Annotated in this window: 13 protein-coding genes; 6 read left to right on the forward strand and 7 right to left on the reverse strand. The window is 67.4% G+C overall.

Annotation, left to right across the window (positions count from 1 at the left end; translation table 11 throughout):
• Positions 1 to 54 precede the first annotated feature (54 nt).
• Positions 55 to 2,127, forward strand: coding sequence for an excinuclease ABC subunit UvrB (uvrB, locus tag D3261_RS09755; protein WP_120071876.1), 2,073 nt, complete (start codon positions 55 to 57; stop codon positions 2,125 to 2,127).
• A gap of 53 nt (positions 2,128 to 2,180) precedes the next feature.
• Here uvrB and D3261_RS09760 read toward each other — a convergent pair whose 3' ends face one another.
• The 5 genes from D3261_RS09760 to D3261_RS09780 all read right to left on the reverse strand — a co-directional run bounded on the left by D3261_RS09760 (position 2,181) and on the right by D3261_RS09780 (position 6,617).
• Positions 2,181 to 2,441 (reverse strand): hypothetical protein, encoded by a 261-nt coding sequence (locus D3261_RS09760; RefSeq protein ID WP_120071878.1) that lies wholly within the window; start codon positions 2,439 to 2,441, stop codon positions 2,181 to 2,183.
• A 58-nt stretch (positions 2,442 to 2,499) separates the two neighbouring features.
• Positions 2,500 to 2,964, reverse strand: coding sequence for a hypothetical protein (locus D3261_RS09765; RefSeq protein ID WP_120071880.1), 465 nt, complete (start codon positions 2,962 to 2,964; stop codon positions 2,500 to 2,502).
• Between the two features lie 61 nt (positions 2,965 to 3,025).
• Positions 3,026 to 4,780, reverse strand: coding sequence for an excinuclease ABC subunit C (locus D3261_RS09770; protein ID WP_120071882.1), 1,755 nt, complete (start codon positions 4,778 to 4,780; stop codon positions 3,026 to 3,028).
• Between the two features lie 27 nt (positions 4,781 to 4,807).
• Positions 4,808 to 5,995 carry a helix-turn-helix domain-containing protein gene (locus tag D3261_RS09775; protein ID WP_120071884.1) on the reverse strand — a complete coding sequence of 396 codons (1,188 nt, stop codon included), beginning with the start codon at positions 5,993 to 5,995 and terminating at the stop codon, positions 4,808 to 4,810.
• A gap of 208 nt (positions 5,996 to 6,203) precedes the next feature.
• Positions 6,204 to 6,617 carry a hypothetical protein gene (locus D3261_RS09780; RefSeq protein WP_233553961.1) on the reverse strand — a complete coding sequence of 138 codons (414 nt, stop codon included), beginning with the start codon at positions 6,615 to 6,617 and terminating at the stop codon, positions 6,204 to 6,206.
• 261 nt (positions 6,618 to 6,878) lie between these two features.
• Here D3261_RS09780 and D3261_RS09785 point away from each other — a divergent pair, with 261 nt between their 5' ends.
• On the forward strand, positions 6,879 to 7,859 hold the full coding sequence (locus tag D3261_RS09785; RefSeq protein WP_120071886.1) for an ABC transporter ATP-binding protein: 981 nt from the start codon (positions 6,879 to 6,881) through the stop codon (positions 7,857 to 7,859).
• The gene (locus D3261_RS09790; RefSeq protein WP_120071888.1) at positions 7,856 to 8,701 is read left to right on the forward strand and encodes an ABC transporter permease subunit; all 846 of its coding nucleotides are present in this window, start codon (positions 7,856 to 7,858) and stop codon (positions 8,699 to 8,701) included. Before D3261_RS09785 ends, D3261_RS09790 begins: the two co-directional genes overlap by 4 nt.
• Positions 8,702 to 8,710: 9 nt before the next feature.
• Here D3261_RS09790 and ligA read toward each other — a convergent pair whose 3' ends face one another.
• On the reverse strand, positions 8,711 to 10,876 hold the full coding sequence (gene ligA, locus D3261_RS09795) for an NAD-dependent DNA ligase LigA (protein WP_120071890.1): 2,166 nt from the start codon (positions 10,874 to 10,876) through the stop codon (positions 8,711 to 8,713).
• A gap of 155 nt (positions 10,877 to 11,031) precedes the next feature.
• Here ligA and D3261_RS09800 point away from each other — a divergent pair, with 155 nt between their 5' ends.
• A complete protein-coding gene (locus tag D3261_RS09800) occupies positions 11,032 to 12,201 on the forward strand; it encodes an alanine--glyoxylate aminotransferase family protein (RefSeq protein ID WP_120071892.1) in 1,170 nt (389 codons plus the stop codon).
• 6 nt (positions 12,202 to 12,207) lie between these two features.
• Here the strand turns inward: D3261_RS09800 and D3261_RS09805 are convergent, their stop codons facing one another.
• A complete protein-coding gene (locus tag D3261_RS09805; protein ID WP_120071894.1) occupies positions 12,208 to 12,651 on the reverse strand; it encodes a hypothetical protein in 444 nt (147 codons plus the stop codon).
• A 530-nt stretch (positions 12,652 to 13,181) separates the two neighbouring features.
• Between D3261_RS09805 and D3261_RS09810 the strand changes: the two genes are divergently transcribed.
• Together D3261_RS09810 and metX are read left to right on the forward strand one after the other, a co-directional pair.
• Positions 13,182 to 14,465 carry an O-acetylhomoserine aminocarboxypropyltransferase/cysteine synthase family protein gene (locus D3261_RS09810; RefSeq protein ID WP_120071896.1) on the forward strand — a complete coding sequence of 428 codons (1,284 nt, stop codon included), beginning with the start codon at positions 13,182 to 13,184 and terminating at the stop codon, positions 14,463 to 14,465.
• Positions 14,462 to 15,694: a homoserine O-acetyltransferase gene (gene metX, locus D3261_RS09815; protein ID WP_120071898.1), complete on the forward strand. Its 1,233-nt coding sequence runs from the start codon at positions 14,462 to 14,464 to the stop codon at positions 15,692 to 15,694. The genes D3261_RS09810 and metX overlap by 4 nt, the downstream gene beginning before the upstream one ends.
• Positions 15,695 to 15,733: the final 39 nt, after the last annotated feature.

Genomic DNA, 15,733 nt, shown 5'->3' on the forward strand with positions numbered 1-15,733 from the left:
GGTCGGTCCGCGCCGGGCGAGCGCGTCAAGTGCCTCCAACCCCTTCCACACACAATGAGTGATACCCAGTCGGGCCCGCTCCAGCCGGACCGACCCGGCGCGGACCGACCCTTCCGCGTCGAGGCCCCCTTCGACCCCGCGGGCGACCAGCCCGAAGCCATCGAACAACTCGCCGATGGCTTTCTAAATGGAATGGATGCCCAAACACTCCTCGGGGTCACGGGCTCGGGCAAGACCAACACCGTCTCGTGGGTCATCGAGGAGATCCAGAAACCCACGCTCGTCATCGCCCACAACAAGACCCTCGCCGCCCAGCTCTACGACGAGTTCCGGAACCTGTTCCCCGACAACGCCGTCGAGTACTTCGTCTCGTACTACGACTACTACCAGCCCGAAGCCTACGTCGAGGCTTCCGACACCTACATCGACAAGGACGCCTCGATCAACGACGAGATAGATAGACTTCGCCACTCCGCGACGCGCTCGCTTCTCACCCGGGACGACGTCATCGTGGTCGCCTCCGTCTCGGCCATCTACGGGCTGGGTGACCCGGAGAACTACATCGATATGCGGCTCGAACTCGACGTCGGGGACACCATCGACCGCGACGAGTTGTTGAAAGACCTCGTCGACCTCAACTACGAGCGCAACGACGTCGACTTCACCCAGGGCACGTTTCGGGTGCGCGGCGACACCGTCGAGATCTTTCCGATGTACGGCCGGTTCGCCGTTCGCGTCGAGTTCTGGGGCGACGAGATCGACCGCCTCTCGAAACTCGACCCGATGGAGGGCGAGGTCAAGAGCGACGAACCCGCGGTCCTGATCCACCCAGCCGAACACTACTCGATCCCGGAGAACACCCTCGACACCGCGATCAACGAGATCGAGGGGCTGATGGAGGAACGCGTCTCGTACTTCGAGCGCAACAACGACCTCGTGGCGGCCCAGCGGATCGAGGAACGCACCACCTTCGACCTCGAGATGCTCCGCGAGACGGGCTACTGCTCCGGCATCGAGAACTACTCCGTCCACCTCTCGGACCGCGAACCAGGCGATGCGCCCGCCACGCTCCTCGATTACTTCCCCGACGATTTTCTGACTGTGATCGACGAGTCCCATCAAACCGTCCCGCAGATCCGCGGCCAGTTCGGCGGTGACAAGTCCAGAAAGGACTCGCTGGTCGGGAACGGCTTCCGGCTCCCGACCGCCTACGACAACCGCCCGCTCCGCTACCCCGAGTTCGCCGAACGAACGGGCCAAACCCTCTTCGTCAGCGCGACGCCGGGCGACTACGAACACGAGCACTCCGAGCAGATCGTCGAACAGATCGTTCGCCCGACCCATCTCGTCGATCCCGAAGTCAGCATCTCGCCGGTCGAGGGCCAGATCGACGACCTGCTCGAACGCATCAACGACCGCACCGCGAACGACGAACGCGTGCTGGTGACCACCCTCACCAAACGGATGGCCGAGGACCTCACCGAATATCTCGAGGAGGCGGGGATCGCGGTCGAGTACATGCACGACGAAACGGATACCCTCGAACGCCACGAACTCGTTCGGGGCCTCCGACTCGGCGAGTTCGACGTGCTCGTGGGCATCAACCTTCTCAGAGAGGGCCTCGATATCCCCGAAGTCTCGCTCGTCGCGATCCTCGACGCCGACCAAGAGGGCTTCCTCCGCTCGGAGACCACCCTCGTCCAGACGATGGGTCGTGCGGCGCGGAACGTCAACGGCGAGGTCGTGCTCTACGCCGACGACGTCACCGACTCGATGCGCTCGGCGATCGACGAGACCCAGCGCCGTCGCGAGATCCAGACCGCGTTCAACGAGGAGCACGGCTTCGAGCCCCGAACCATCGAAAAGGAGGTCAGCGAGACCAACCTCCCGGGCTCGGAGACCGACACCGGCCGCACGACCGACCTCGAACCCGACTCCACCGACGAGGCCCGCGAACTCGTCGCCGACCTCGAAGACCGGATGGACGAGGCCGCGGGGAGTCTCGAGTTCGAACTCGCCGCCGACATCCGCGACCGGATCCGCGAGCTCAGAGTCGAGTTCGACCTCGCGGGCGAGGACGGTGTGCCGCCCGAAGAGGACGGCGTGCCACCGGAGGCCGAGTTCTGATCACCAATTAGGTGTGCGGTCCCTCGCTCACCGTCCGCTCCGTGTCGTTCACGTCATTCGAGACCCACGGAGGCAACGGCAGCCGAACTCGCCGCGAGCCCGAGCAAGAACACATCGAACGAGAGGGACTGCTCGACCGTGGCGACGAACCCACCCAGAACGACGACGCTTGCTGCCAGTGGGAGCCCGTTCTCCCGTATCGTGTTTCGCCTCAGTACCCGATAGATGATCCCGACCGCACCGCCCACGGCGAAGATACCGAGCAGAACCAGAATCGTGTGTCCGAGTCCTGGGGGCGCACCACCGGCTGGCATGATTCGATCTTCCCACCGGTCCACATCAACCTTCTACCGCTCCTAACCTACAGACGGGTCACGTATTCCCCGCTCCGTCGGGGTTTCCGCTCTTGTCCTTGTCGATCTTTCCCTCGCCGGGGTCGACCTCGCCGTCGCCGTCGAAGCCCGAATCGAGGAGTTCGTCGCTCGGCGTCGTGCCCTTGTCGTCGACGTAGACGTCGGCGTGGCCCTTCTCCATTCGGATGCCGTGCCAGTCGACACCCCACTCGGTCAGTCGGGCGATGGTCTCCTGGGCGGCCTCCCAGGGGCGGGCGGTCCAGATGATGATGGTGTTGCCCTTCCGGTACTGGTAGTTCACCCACTCGACCATCTCCTCGTTCGGGTCCTCGGGCTCCTCGGTGATGTAACCCTCCTCGCCCGCGGTCAGCGTCTTGTCGAAGTCCACCGCGATGCGGGTGTGGTCGCCGTCGAACGGCTCCTCGCCGTCGGTCATCACGCCCTCGGATTCCCCGTCGGACCCGCCGTCGGATTCGTCGCTCATCGGTTCGACCTCGCCGCCCAGCGGGTTATACCCTCGGCTGTCGAGAGAACATCTGAACGTGCTACAGCCGCCCCCGGATCGTCTCGGCGGTCTTCGCGCCGACGCCCGAGACGGTTTGGAGTTCGTCGGGCGAGGCCCCGCGAACCCCGTCGACGCTCCCGAATCGCCGGAGGAGGCGTCGTCGGGTCTGTGGCCCGACCCCGGGCACGTCGTCGAGCACCGTCTTCACCTCATCGCGGAGGCTCTGGTGGTACTGGACCGCGAATCGGTGTGACTCGTCGCGGACCCGCTGGAGCAGGCGGCGCTCGGGCGCGTCGGACGGCCACGAGAAGCTTTGGTTCGGGGTGATGACTCGTTCTTCGGCCTTCGCGAGCGCGATAACCGGGACGTCCCAGCCCACCTCGTCGAGCGCGTCGCGCGCCGCGTTCAACTGGCCTTCGCCGCCATCGATCAGGAGCAAATCGGGGTCGGGTCGGTCGTCTTCCGCGTGCCCGCTGGCACGTTCGACCGCTCGGCGCGCGCGCCACGCGACGAGGCTCCGCATGTTGGCGTAGTCGTCGTTCTCGTCGTCGAGCTTCTTCCGTCGGTAGTCCGACTTCTCGGGGCTCCCGTCCACGAAGGTGACGTCGCTGCCTACCACCGCTCGGCCGTGGGCGTGGCTCACGTCGAACCCCTCGATCCGGTTCGCGCGCTCGATCCCGAGCGCGTCGGCGAGCGCCGCGGTGCCGTCGGGCTCCCCACGCCCGCGTCGGGCGTTCTTCAGTGCGAGCTCGACGAGGGTGGCCTCCCGTCCCGCACCCGGCACTCGAACCGAGACACCTTCGGTGTCGAGCCACGCGTCGAGTTCGTCGTCGACGAACGGTTCGGGGAGGAGCAACGCGTCCGGCAGCGTTCGCTCGGCGTAGTACTGGACGATGAACGCCGCGAGCACGCTCCCGACGCCCTCGTCGTCGTCATCGTCGGGTACGGAGAGGGTGTGCTGGTCGCGCTCGACGAGCTGGCCGCGCTCGCTGTGGAGCCGCGCGACGGTGGCGCGCTCGCCCTCCACGACGACCCCGAGCACGTCGACCTCCTGTTCCGGCGACTGGGCGGCCACCGCCTCGCCCGCGCCCTCGTGGAACGACTCGACCACTTCGAGTTTGTCCCGGAGGTTCGCGGCGCGCTCGAAGTTCTTCTCCTGGGTCGCCGCCTCCATCCCCCCTCGCAGTGGGTCGGCGAGCACGCCCGTGCTCCCCTCGAAGAATTGTACTACCGATTCGACGTCCGCGAGGTAGGCTTCCGCGCCGATCTCGCCGGTACACGGCGCGGTACAGAGCCCGATGTCGTGGTCGAGACACGGGCGGTCGCGGCCCGCGAACTTGTACTCCGAACAGCCCCGCAGCCCGTAGGTCTCCCGCAGCGCCTTCACGACCACCTCGACCCGGCCACGCTCGGTGTAGGGCCCGAAGGCGGTCGACCCGGGGTCCGGGTCCCGAGTGATCTCGATCCGGGGGAATTCGTGGTCGGTGAGCTGGACCAGTGGATAGGACTTGTCGTCCTTCAGTCGGACGTTGTAGCGCGGGCCGTGGCGTTTGATGAGGTTGGCTTCCAGCAGGAGCGCCTGGGTCTCGGTGTCGGTGACGGCGACCTCGACCTCGTCGGCGCGCGCGACCATCTTCGCGATCCGGTGGGAGCGTGGGTCGGCGTACGACCGGACCCGGCTCGCGAGGTCGACGGCCTTCCCGACGTAGAGGGTGGTTCCGTTCTCGCGGAACTGGTAGACGCCCGGTTCGCGCGGGAGGTCGCCGGCGCGCTCGCGGACGCTCTCGATATCCATCGAACGAAAACAGGCGTGCGAGGCGCTTCAGTCTGACGCGTTCTCCTCGCGCTGGGCGGCCTCGGGGCCGTGGCCGTCGAGGCTGATGATGTTCTCGCGCCCGATCGAGAGCTTCTGGATGCTCCCGTCGTCGTTCATCGAGGAGAGCAGTCGGCTGACCTTCGCCTTCGACCACTCGGTCTCCTCGACGATCCGGGTCTGTTTCATCCGGCCACCGTGGCTCCGGAGCAACGCCAGCACGCGGTCGGCGTCGGTCAGCGGCTCCGGTGGCTCGGTGGGTGCCTCGGGCTCCGGCGACGACTCCTCGGTCGTCTCGGACGGCGGGTCGGGGTCGGGGTCCTCGTCCGTGGCCCGCCACCGGGCGAACACCTCCCGCCAGCCGCGCCGGAGCAGCACGAACCCCCCGACGACCAGCCCGACGACGACGAGCGCGGCGACGGCGAGCCAGAGCGGCGTGAGGTCGCTCGTCGGGTTCGTCCCGAGGGCCCGTTCGGCGCTATCGCTCAATCCGTCGCCGTCGCTGTCGGCACGGGTCGGGTCGGTTCCGCGCTGGATCTCGACCCCGTCCCGGATCCCGTCACCGTCGCTGTCGGGGTTCTGTGGGTCCGAGCCGTACTTGTTCACCTCCTCGCCGTCGAGGAGGGTGTCGGCGTCCATATCACGGTTCGAGACGTTGTAGCCCGCCTCGACCTCCCGGGTGTTCGTGAGCCCGTCGCGGTCGAAGTCACCGCCGCGTCGGAGGACGGTCACCGGGACCCGCTCGCGGTCGAGCACCGTCGTGTTGCTCCGGATCGACCGGTTCCTGACCTCGACGACGAGGGCCTGTCGGCCCGTGACGTTGGCCGGCCAGGTGACGTTGGCGAAGTCGACGGTGTCGTTCGTGCCGCTCGAAAGCGCCAGGGACTCACACTCGTCGACGAGCGCCCGGCTCGGTTCACCCGGTCGTTGTGACTGGAGACAGACGCCGTAGTTGCCGTTCCCGGTGCCGGCCGACCGGTCCGCAACCGTCACGCTCGCGTTGATCGATTCGTCGACCCAGAGATACGTCGACCCGTTGGGGGTCTCGGGGGTGTCGATGACGCCGCCGCCGGTTATGGTCACGTCCTCGACCCCGGTGCGCGCCGGCTGCGCACCGGCGGGGACGACGGCAATGACGGCGCTCACGAGCACCACCGCACAGAGCAGCCCCGCCACGACGCGCGCGCGCTCGCTCATCCTCGCTTACGTTCGACACCCATCCGGTATTACGCTGTCGGTGGCGGATACGCGGCCCCACACAGGCGTCAGACGGGACGTGAGCACTGGTCACGGTCGCACCCGTCGAGCGCGAAACCCGGGGCTCGGACGGTGAGAACGAAAGAAACGGTCGCAGTGAGCGACCGACTGCCACGCAATTCGTTTTCGAGAGGGCTGGGGACCTACGTTAGGCCGCCATCGTCGTCTCGGAGCCGTTCATCATCATGGAGGTGTCTTCCATGCTGGTACCCATCTCGGTGCCCATCATGTCGGTCTCTTCCATGCCGGTCTCCATCATGGAGGTGTCTTCCATCATCTCGGTCTCCTCCATGCCGGTGCCCATCTCGGTCTCCATCTCGGTTTCCTCGCCACCCATCATCTCGGTGGTCTCTTCCTCAGCCATCGCGCTGGTCTCCTCCATCGCGCCGGTGTCCTCGCCACCGCTCGTACCGGCTTCCGTGCCGTTGCTGCCACTGTCACTACCGCTGGAACAGCCGGCGAAGATGAGCATCGTCGCAACGAGACCAACAGCCAACACGCGCTTTGGGTTCGCTTTCAGCGCGTCGATCAGTTTGTGTATCATGCTTTCTGCGTTCTTCACTCACAACCGGGTGTCATATAAATAGTCCCATCCGTTCCGGACTGTTGCGGACTGTTACGAGGCCCGAAGCCGCGTTTTACGTCGGTTTCCGCGAAACAGTCCCGAAACCGTCTGACGCCCGACCGACGAAGGTCGTTCGGAAGCGACCCCCGACTCGTGGTCGCTCCGACGACCCGGTATCGCGCCGGTCGGCTGCGTCGGCTATCGGTTTCGGGCGGGACGATGAAAAGGCTCATAGCGACCGGCGGGGATCGAACCCACATGACGGCCATCGAACTCGATGGTGTGACGAAGCGCTACGGCGGCGGGCTGGGCCGTGGCGGCGGGTCGGTCGAGGCGCTCTCGGACCTCGACCTCCGGGTTCGTGAGGGCGAGATCTACGGTTTCCTCGGCCCCAACGGCGCGGGGAAGTCGACCACGATCGACATTTTACTGGATTTCACGCGCCCGACGGCGGGCACCGCACGCGTTCTGGGGCACGACGCCCAGAGCGAGACCCTCGCAGTCAGGGAACGCATCGGCGTGCTCCCCGACGGCTTCCAGACCTACAACCGGCTCACGGGTCGCCAGCATCTCGAGTTCGCGATCGACTCGAAGAACGCGACCGAACGCCCCGAGGCGGTCGCCGAACGCGTCGGCATCCCGGACGCCATCGACCGCAAGGCCGGCGGCTACTCGAAGGGGATGACCCAGCGCCTCGTGCTGGGGATGGCGCTGGTGGGCGAGCCCGACCTCCTGATCCTCGACGAACCCTCGACGGGGCTCGACCCGACGGGCGCACGCGAGATGCGCGAGATCATCGAGGCCGAACGCGACCGCGGCGCGACGGTGTTCTTCTCGAGCCACATCCTCGGGCAGGTCGATTCGGTCTGCGACCGGGTGGGGATCCTCCGGAACGGCGAACTCGTCGCCGAGGACTCGATCGAGGGGCTCCGCGAGGCCACCGACGCCGACGCGACGCTCGTCGTCGAGGTCGACCGGGTTCCCGACGGCGTGCTCGACGACGTGGAGTCGCTCTCGGCGGTCTCCGACGCCCGTGCCGACGGCAGGACGATCACGATCTCGTGTGAGGACACGGCGAAGACGCAGGTCCTCGGCACGATCGAGGATAGCGGTGCCACGGTCGAGGACTTCACCACCGAGGACGCCTCGCTCGAAGACCTCTTCGTCGCCTACACCGAGGACGGGGGACCGAACTCGCGAGGATCCGCCGTTCCCGACGAAACCGAGGTCCGACAGTGAGCTCGCTCACCGTCGCGAAGAAGGAGTTCCAGGACGCGATCCGGTCGCGGTGGCTGATCGGGCTGACGGTGCTGTTCGTGGTGTTCGCGGGGGGATTCACTCTCGCGCTCCCCTCGCTCCTCGGTTTGCTGCTCGGACCGACCGTCGACACCGCGACGACGGGCGTGCTGTTGACCGCCATGGGCGGCTCGACCACGCTCTTGATCCCGTTGATCGGGCTCGTGGTGGGCTACAAATCGATCGTCGGCGAGCGTGACTCCGGGAGCCTCAAACTCCTGTTGGGGCTGCCCCACACCCGCCGGGACGTGGTGATCGGCAAGCTCGTCGGGCGCTCCGCGGTGGTGGCCGTCTCGACGCTCATCGGGTTCGTGGTGGCTGCAGTCGTGGGTGTCGCGGTCTACTCCTCGTTCGCGGTCGGGACGTTCCTGACCTACACCGTTCTCGCGGTGGTCCTCGGGGTCGTCTTCATCGCGATCGCGACCGGGTTCTCGGCGGGCGTGCGTTCGACGACGTGGGCCCTTCTCGGAGCGGGCGGTCTCTACCTCCTGTTTCAGTTCGTCTGGGGGCTCATTCCGACCGTCGTGCGATACGTCATCAACGGGTTCTCGCTCCCGAGCCTCGCCCAGCCCCCGAACTGGCAACTGTTCTTCTCGTTGCTCAACCCCCAGACCGCGTTCATCTCCGCCGCGGCGGCGGTGATCCCCTCGATCAGCGGTGTCGCTACCGCCCTCGACAGCCCGCCGATCTACCTCCAGAACTGGGTCGGGTTCGTTATCCTCGCGGCGTGGATCGTCGTTCCGATCACCCTCGGCTACCTCCGGTTCAACGGCACGGACCTCTAAGCCACGGACTCAGACCGGTTCGATACCGTACTCGTCGAGCAGGTCGACGAACTCGGACTCGGTGAGCTCCGGGACGTCTTCAGCGGCCGCGTCGTCGCGTTTGGTCTGCCCCGGCTCGTCGCCGACCACGAGGTAATCGGTGTTGCCGGAGACGCTCCCCGTACTGTTCGCGCCGTGGCGTTCGACGAGCGCTTCGGCCTCCTCGCGTGTCGAGTCCGCCAGCGCGCCGGTGAAGACGAACGTCAACCCGTCGAGTTCGTCGCCACCGGCTTCGGTCGCCTCCGTCTCGGGCTCGATACCGCGCTCGCGGAGCCCCGCTATCGTCTCCCGGTTGCGTTCGCTCCCGAAGAACTCGTGGACCTCGTTCGCGACCCGCGGTCCGATATCGGGGACCGCCTGTAGGTCGTCCTCGCTCGCGTCCATCACGCTGTCGAGGTCGCCGAACGTCCGGGCGAGCGCCGTCGCGGTCGTCGAACCCACCTCCGGGACCCCGAGCGCGGTGATGAAGTCCGAGAGCGCCGGCGTCTTCGAGGCGTCGAGTTCGGTACGGAGGTTCTCGGCGCTCTTCTCACCCCAACCGTCGAGCGCGGCGAGGTCCGCCGTCCGGAGATCGTAGAGGTCGGGTATCGACTCGACGAGGCCCGTCTCCAGAAGCTGTTCGATCCGTTCCTCGCCGAGCCCCTCGATATCGAGCCCGCCGCGGCTGGCGTAGTGTTCGACCGCGCGCTGGAGCTGGGCGGGACAGGATATCCCGCCCGTACAGAACGCGAGCGGGCCGTCGCGCTCGATCGCGCTCTCACACTGCGGACAGTGGTCGGGGAACGCGAAGGTACCCTCGCCGCCGTCCTCGACCACCTCGACCACGTAGGGGATGACGTCGCCCGCGCGTTTGAGACGTACCCGATCCCCGACGTTCGCGCCGAGCGCTTCGAGTTCGCCGGGGTTGTGGAGGGTGGCGCGTGAGACCTCGACGCCGCCGACCTCGACGGGGTCGAGCAGCGCGACCGGCGTCACGCGGCCCGTCCGACCGATCTGGACCGTGATGTCCGTGATCGTCGTCACCTCGGTCCGGGCGGGGAACTTGTAGCCGTAGGCCCATCGGGGGGCCCGCGAGGTCGATCCGAGTTGTTCGCAGGCCGCGAGATCGTTGACCTTGAAGACGGTGCCGTCGATCTCGTAGTTCAGGTCCTCACGGTCCTCGCCGAGCCGGTCGCGATACGTGATGGCGCCCTCGATGTCGGGGACGACCTCGATCCGGTCGTTGAGCGGCAGGCCCCACTCCCGGAGCCGCTCGTACTGGCTCGCGTGGGTCTCGAACTCGTAGGAGGCGTCGAGCACCCCGAAGACGAAGCAGGCGAGCGGCCGTTCGGCCGTGACCGAGGGGTCGAGCTGTCGGAGGGTGCCCGCAGCGGCGTTCCGGGGGTTCGCGAAAGGCTCCTCGTCGCGCTCGACACGCTCGCGGTTGTAGTCGGCGAACGCGTCGCGCGGCATGTAGACCTCGCCGCGCACCACGAGATAGTCGGGGTACTCGCCCCGCAGCCGCTGTGGGATCGCCCGGATGGTACGGACGTTCTGGGTGACGTCGTCGCCTTCGTAACCGTCACCCCGGGTTGCGGCGCGTTCGTATCGCCCGTTCTCGTAGACCACCTCGACCGACAGCCCGTCGAACTTCGGTTCGCAGACGTACTCGATCTCGACACCACTCTCGGTGTCACCCTCGAAATCCGTCAGCGATTGCTGACCGTCGTCCTCCTTTCCGCCTTCGCTCTCGGCTCCACCTTCGCCGCCGAGGCCGCGCCGTACCCGTTCGTCGAAGGCCCGGACGTCCGCGGCCTCGCCGCTCGAATCGATCGAACCCATCGGCGCGACGTGCTCGACGGTTTCGAGCTCGTCGAGCGGCTCGCCCCCGACGCGCTGGGTGGGGCTGTCGGGGTCGGTGAGGTCGAATTCGTTCTCCAGATCCTGGAGCCGGGTGAACAGCGCGTCGTAGGTTCGGTCCGGTATCCTCGGGTCGTTCTCGGCGTAGTACCGATAGTCGTGGTGACGGATCGCCTCGCGGAGCCGTTCGACCTGCTCGCGTGCGTGTTCCTCGTCGATATCGTCGAGCTCCTCGAACTCCGTGGACGGGTCGCGGAGGTAGGGATTCTCCGTCCCGTCTGCGGCGTCGGCGGTCATTACCGCGGCTACTCCTGGGGTCCGCTTAGGCGGTTCGTCTCGGGTCGGCCGCGGTGGCGATCCATCGTCGCATCGGCATTCGGGAGCGCACGGGAGCCCGGCAAGATGAGACGGCAACGACGGGGCTTATGTGAGGCCCGAACCGACCCCGGAGCATGAGCGACGACGAGTTTCTGCTCTTGAATCCCGGCCCGGTACCCGTCACCGACGCGGTTCGGGAGTCGATGGACGCGCCGATGGTCTCGCACCGCTCGGCCGACTTCGAGGACGTCTACGCCCGCGCTCAGTCGGGAATCGAGTACGTCTTCGAGCACTCGACGCCCGACGGCAGTGCGAGCGACGCGGCGGGCACGGGATTGGTGCTCAACGGCACCGCGAGCCTCGGGATGGAGGCGGCGGTCTCGAACCTCGTCGACCCCGAGGACGAGGTCGTGGCGCTCGTCAACGGCAAGTTCGGACGGCGCTTCGCCCGGATCGCCGAGCGCTACGCCGACACCACCCGGATCGAAGCCGAGTGGGGGGGCTGTTTCGACCTCGACGCGATCGAGGCGGCCGTCACCGACGACACCGCGCTGGTGACGATGGTCCACAATGAGACCAGCACGGGAATCTTGAACCCAGTCGAAGCGGTCGGGGAACTCGCCACCGAAAACGACGCTCGGTTCGTCGTCGACGGCGTGACCTCGGTCGGCGGGGACGTCTTCCGACCCGACGAGTGGAACGTCGACATCGCGGTCACGGACGCTCAGAAGGCGCTCGCGGCACCACCGGGTCTCAGTGCGGTCTACGTCACAGAGGAGATCGAGGACCACCTCGATGGCGAGCGCGGGCCGTTCTACGCCGACCTGCCGCGGCATCTCGACAAGGCCGCGGACGACCAGACACCGTTCACGAGCGCCGTCCCGCTCTTCCGGGCGCTCGCGGTGGCGGTCGAGGAGATCGAATCGGAGGGGATGGAGACCCGGATCGCGCGCCACCGTGCCCAGGCGGCGGCCTTCCGCGAGGGCTTCTCGGCGATGGGGCTCGAGAAATTCCCCGACCTCGACGAGGCGAGCGACTACTCGAACACCGTCACGTCGGTCTCGCTTCCCGAGTCGGTCCGGGAGGCTCCCGAGGAGTTCTTCGGGGCCGTCTCGGAGCGGAACGTCTCGATCAGCGGCGGGCAGGGCCATCTCGGTGGGGAGATCTTCCGGGTGAGCAACATGGGCCACCACGCCGACGACCAGGTGCTCCGTGGGGTTCGTACCGTTGGCGAGGCGCTCTCGGACGTGGGTTTCGACGCCGACATCGAGGCGGGACTCGACGCCGCGCGAGACGAACTGTAGTCGTCGCTATTCTTCGTCGTCGTACTCGACGTCGATCGTCGTCCAGTCGGACTCGTCGGTGGCGGCGGCGTCGTCGGACTCCACCGTGAACTCGTCGAGCTGTTCGGAGTCGACCGCACCCTGCAGGTCCTCGACGAGTTCCTGGGGGTTGGTGTACTCGACGAACGCCGAGACCGCGACCTCGCCGACCCGGCCGCCGACCTCGCTGCCGACGGACTCGCGGACGATCCGGCCGAAGAGGCTGGTGTTGCTGACGCCACGGGCGGCCGCCCGACCGAGTATCGCACCGAGGGCCTTCCCGAGCCGTTCGTACTCGACCGCGTCGTCGAGCGGTGCGCCCTCCACCAGCGCGTCGATGTCGATGCTTTCGAGCAGGTCGGCCACGGTGTCGCCCGCGAAGTAGGCGTCGAGCCCCCGCTCGATCGCTCTCTCGGCAGTGTCGTCGCTCATATCCCCGCTTGGGGCTCCCTGCGGATAGGCGACGTGCTGGCACACGCAAACGGCGACGGGAGTGTCTGGGGTTCTGAGGCCACCACGGGCCATCCGGAAACGATCTCGACCGCGGTGGCGCGCGCTCGCGGACACTGTGCGAGGGATGAGCATCGCAGTGAGTGAGCCGCAGGCGAACGAGCGAGAAGCGCAGTCGGCTGGGGAGGTATGTGGCTGTCGCGGGGCGGCTTTCAGAGAAATCAGCGATCGCACCCAGAGAAGATGAAGTTCCCGCGAGAGGGGGCAGATGAGGAGCACGGTCAGCTGGAGAGGCGGTAGTGTGTAGCGGTTGCGTGGCGGGGCGGTAGCGGAAGCGTGGGGATTGTACCGCGAACGAGCGCCATAGGCGCGAGTGAGCGGCAGTTTTTAGTCCAGGTTTTACAAGGAGTGGTTGGCTCGCGAAGCGAGCCAACCCGACGCAGAAAAAAGTGGGCGGCGAGACTTGCCGTAACTCGTGGTTATAGATGGCTGGCGATATATGCACCGTACACATGAGTGACGCCGAAGGCCGGGGCTTCGGGACGCGCTGTGTCCACGCGGGCCAGGACGCGGACGCGGCCACGGGCTCCCGCGCACCGCCGCTGTATCAGACCACCTCGTATACCTTCTCGGACGCCGACCGCGCCGCCGACCTCTACGCGCTCGAGGCCGAGGGCGACATCTACTCGCGGATCTCGAACCCCACCGTTTCGCTCCTCGAACGCCGTCTCGCCGACCTCGAAGGCGGGGTGGGCGCGCTCTGTACCGCCTCGGGGATGGCGGCGCTCGACGCCGCGACGCTCGTGCTCTGCGGGGTGGGCGACAACGTCGTGAGCGCCGCGTCGATCTACGGTGGTACGCACGCCTACCTCTCGCACACCGCGCGCCGGCGGGGGATCGAGGCCCGATTCGTCGACACCCTCGACCCCGCCGCCTACGACGAAGCCATCGACGAGGACACCGCCTACGTCCACTGCGAGACGATCGGCAACCCCTCGTTGGTGACGCCCGACCTCGACGCCATCGCCGAGGTGGCTCACGACAACGGGGTGCCGCTCCTGGTCGACAACACGTTCGCGACGCCCGCGCTCTGTCGACCGCTCGAACGCGGCGCGGACCTCGTCTGGGAGTCGACCACGAAGTGGCTCCACGGCTCCGGGACGACCATCGGGGGCGCGCTGGTCGATGGCGGCTCGTTCCCCTGGGCCGACTACCCCGAGAAGTACCCCGAGATCGGTGGTGAGAACCCCGCCTTCCACGGCCGGAACTTCGCCGAGAGCTTCGGCGAGCGGGCGTTCACCGCCGCCGCCCGCCAGCGCGCGGTCCGGAGCCTCGGTGACGGCCAGTCACCGTTCGACGCGTGGCTCACCCTCCAGGGGCTCGAAACGCTCGACCTCCGGATGGAGCGCCACTCCGAGAACGCACACCAGGTGGCGAAATTCCTCGACTCGCACGACGCGGTCAAGTGGGTGGCCTACCCCGGTCTCGAAAGCCACGAGACTCACGCCAACGCCCGGGAGTACCTCGACGGCGGCTTCGGCGGAATGATCGCCTTCGGGCTCGCCGGTGGCTACGAGGCCGGCAAGCAGCTGTGTGAGGACGTCGACCTCGCGAGTTTCCTCGCGAACGTCGGCGACGCGAAGACCCTCGTGATCCACCCCGCGAGCACGACTCACGCCCAGCTCTCGGCGGAAGACCAACGCGCCTCGGGCGTGACCCCCGACCTCGTGCGGCTCTCGGTCGGGATCGAAAACGCCGGAGATATCGTCGCCGACCTCGAAGGGGCGATAGAATGACGCGCGAGACGGTTTCGCTCGGGGCCTTTCGCTTCGAGTGCGGCGAGTCCATCCCGGAACTCGAACTCGCCTACGAGTCCTACGGGGAGTTCACCGGCGACAATGTGGTTCTGGTCTGTCACGCCCTCACCGGTAGCCAGCACGTCGCACGGGCGGGACGGAGCGCGACGGACGGAGCGGGCGGTTCGTCGGAAGCAGTGCGCGGCGGGATGGACCAAGCCCGAGCGTGGTGGGACGACGTCGTCGGCCCGGGCAAGGCCATCGACACAACCGAGCGGTTCGTGGTCTGTGTGAACGTCCCCGGCTCCTGTTACGGCTCCTCCGGCCCGACCTCGACGAACCCCGAGACGGGCGAGCCCTACGGCACCGACTTCCCCGCGGTCACCGTCGCGGACTGGACGCGCGCCCAGCGCCGGCTGCTCGACCACCTCGGGGTCGACCACCTGCAGGCGGTGGTCGGCGGCTCGGTCGGCGGGATGAACGCGCTCGACTGGGCCAAACGCTACCCCGAGATGGTCGACCGAGTGGTGCCCGTCGCGGCGGCCGCACGGCTCGACCCGCAGTGCGTGGCGCTCGACGGGGTGGCGCGCCGGGCGATCACGACCGACGAACACTGGAACGGCGGCGACTACTACGGCGCTACCGAACCCGACGACGGCCTCTCGCTCGCCCGCCAGATCGGCCACGTGATGTACCTCTCGAAGGACTCGATGGAGCGGAAGTTCGGCCGGCGCGCCGCGGGTCGGGGCGCGGTTCGCGACGACTTCCCCGTCGACCCCGCCGCCGGCTTCTTCCCGTACCGGGACGTCGAGTCGTATCTCGACTACCAGGCCGGGAAGTTCGTCGAGCGCTTCGACGCCAACAGCTACCTCTACCTCACCCGCGCGATGGACAACTACGACCTCGCGGCGGGCTGTGCCTCCGAGACCGACGCGCTCGCGAACTTCGACGGCGAGGTGCTCGTGATGAGTTTCACCGGCGACTGGCACTTCACCACCGAACAGTCCGAGTCGCTCGCCGAGGCCTTCCGGACGGCGGGCGTCGACGTCGCCCACCACGTCGTCGACTCCGACCACGGCCACGACGCCTTCCTCGTCGAACCCGAGAACGTCGGCCCGCCGCTCCGGGACTTCCTCGACTCGGGGGTCGCCGGCCGCGCCGTCACCGACACCGAGGCCGAAACGGGACCCGCGTTCGCACCGGTCCACGCCAGCCTGTTCGGGGACTAACTTCACGACCCGAGCACGAAAAGTTCCGTCTCAGCATCA

Origin of the sequence: Halococcus sp. IIIV-5B, from assembly GCF_003602035.1 — an archaeon.
Lineage (GTDB): Archaea > Halobacteriota > Halobacteria > Halobacteriales > Halococcaceae > Halococcus > Halococcus salsus.

Bases quoted from the DNA above. Each gene is read 5' to 3' on its own strand.
- uvrB (WP_120071876.1), top strand. From the start codon at position 55: ATGAGTGATACCCAGTCGGGCCCGCTCCAGCCGGACCGACCCGGCGCG.
- D3261_RS09760 (WP_120071878.1), bottom strand. From the start codon at position 2,441: ATGCCAGCCGGTGGTGCGCCCCCAGGACTCGGACACACGATTCTGGTT.
- D3261_RS09765 (WP_120071880.1), bottom strand. From the start codon at position 2,964: ATGAGCGACGAATCCGACGGCGGGTCCGACGGGGAATCCGAGGGCGTG.
- D3261_RS09770 (WP_120071882.1), bottom strand. From the start codon at position 4,780: ATGGATATCGAGAGCGTCCGCGAGCGCGCCGGCGACCTCCCGCGCGAA.
- D3261_RS09775 (WP_120071884.1), bottom strand. From the start codon at position 5,995: ATGAGCGAGCGCGCGCGCGTCGTGGCGGGGCTGCTCTGTGCGGTGGTG.
- D3261_RS09785 (WP_120071886.1), top strand. From the start codon at position 6,879: ATGACGGCCATCGAACTCGATGGTGTGACGAAGCGCTACGGCGGCGGG.
- ligA (WP_120071890.1), bottom strand. From the start codon at position 10,876: ATGACCGCCGACGCCGCAGACGGGACGGAGAATCCCTACCTCCGCGAC.
- D3261_RS09800 (WP_120071892.1), top strand. From the start codon at position 11,032: ATGAGCGACGACGAGTTTCTGCTCTTGAATCCCGGCCCGGTACCCGTC.
- D3261_RS09805 (WP_120071894.1), bottom strand. From the start codon at position 12,651: ATGAGCGACGACACTGCCGAGAGAGCGATCGAGCGGGGGCTCGACGCC.
- D3261_RS09810 (WP_120071896.1), top strand. From the start codon at position 13,182: ATGAGTGACGCCGAAGGCCGGGGCTTCGGGACGCGCTGTGTCCACGCG.
- metX (WP_120071898.1), top strand. From the start codon at position 14,462: ATGACGCGCGAGACGGTTTCGCTCGGGGCCTTTCGCTTCGAGTGCGGC.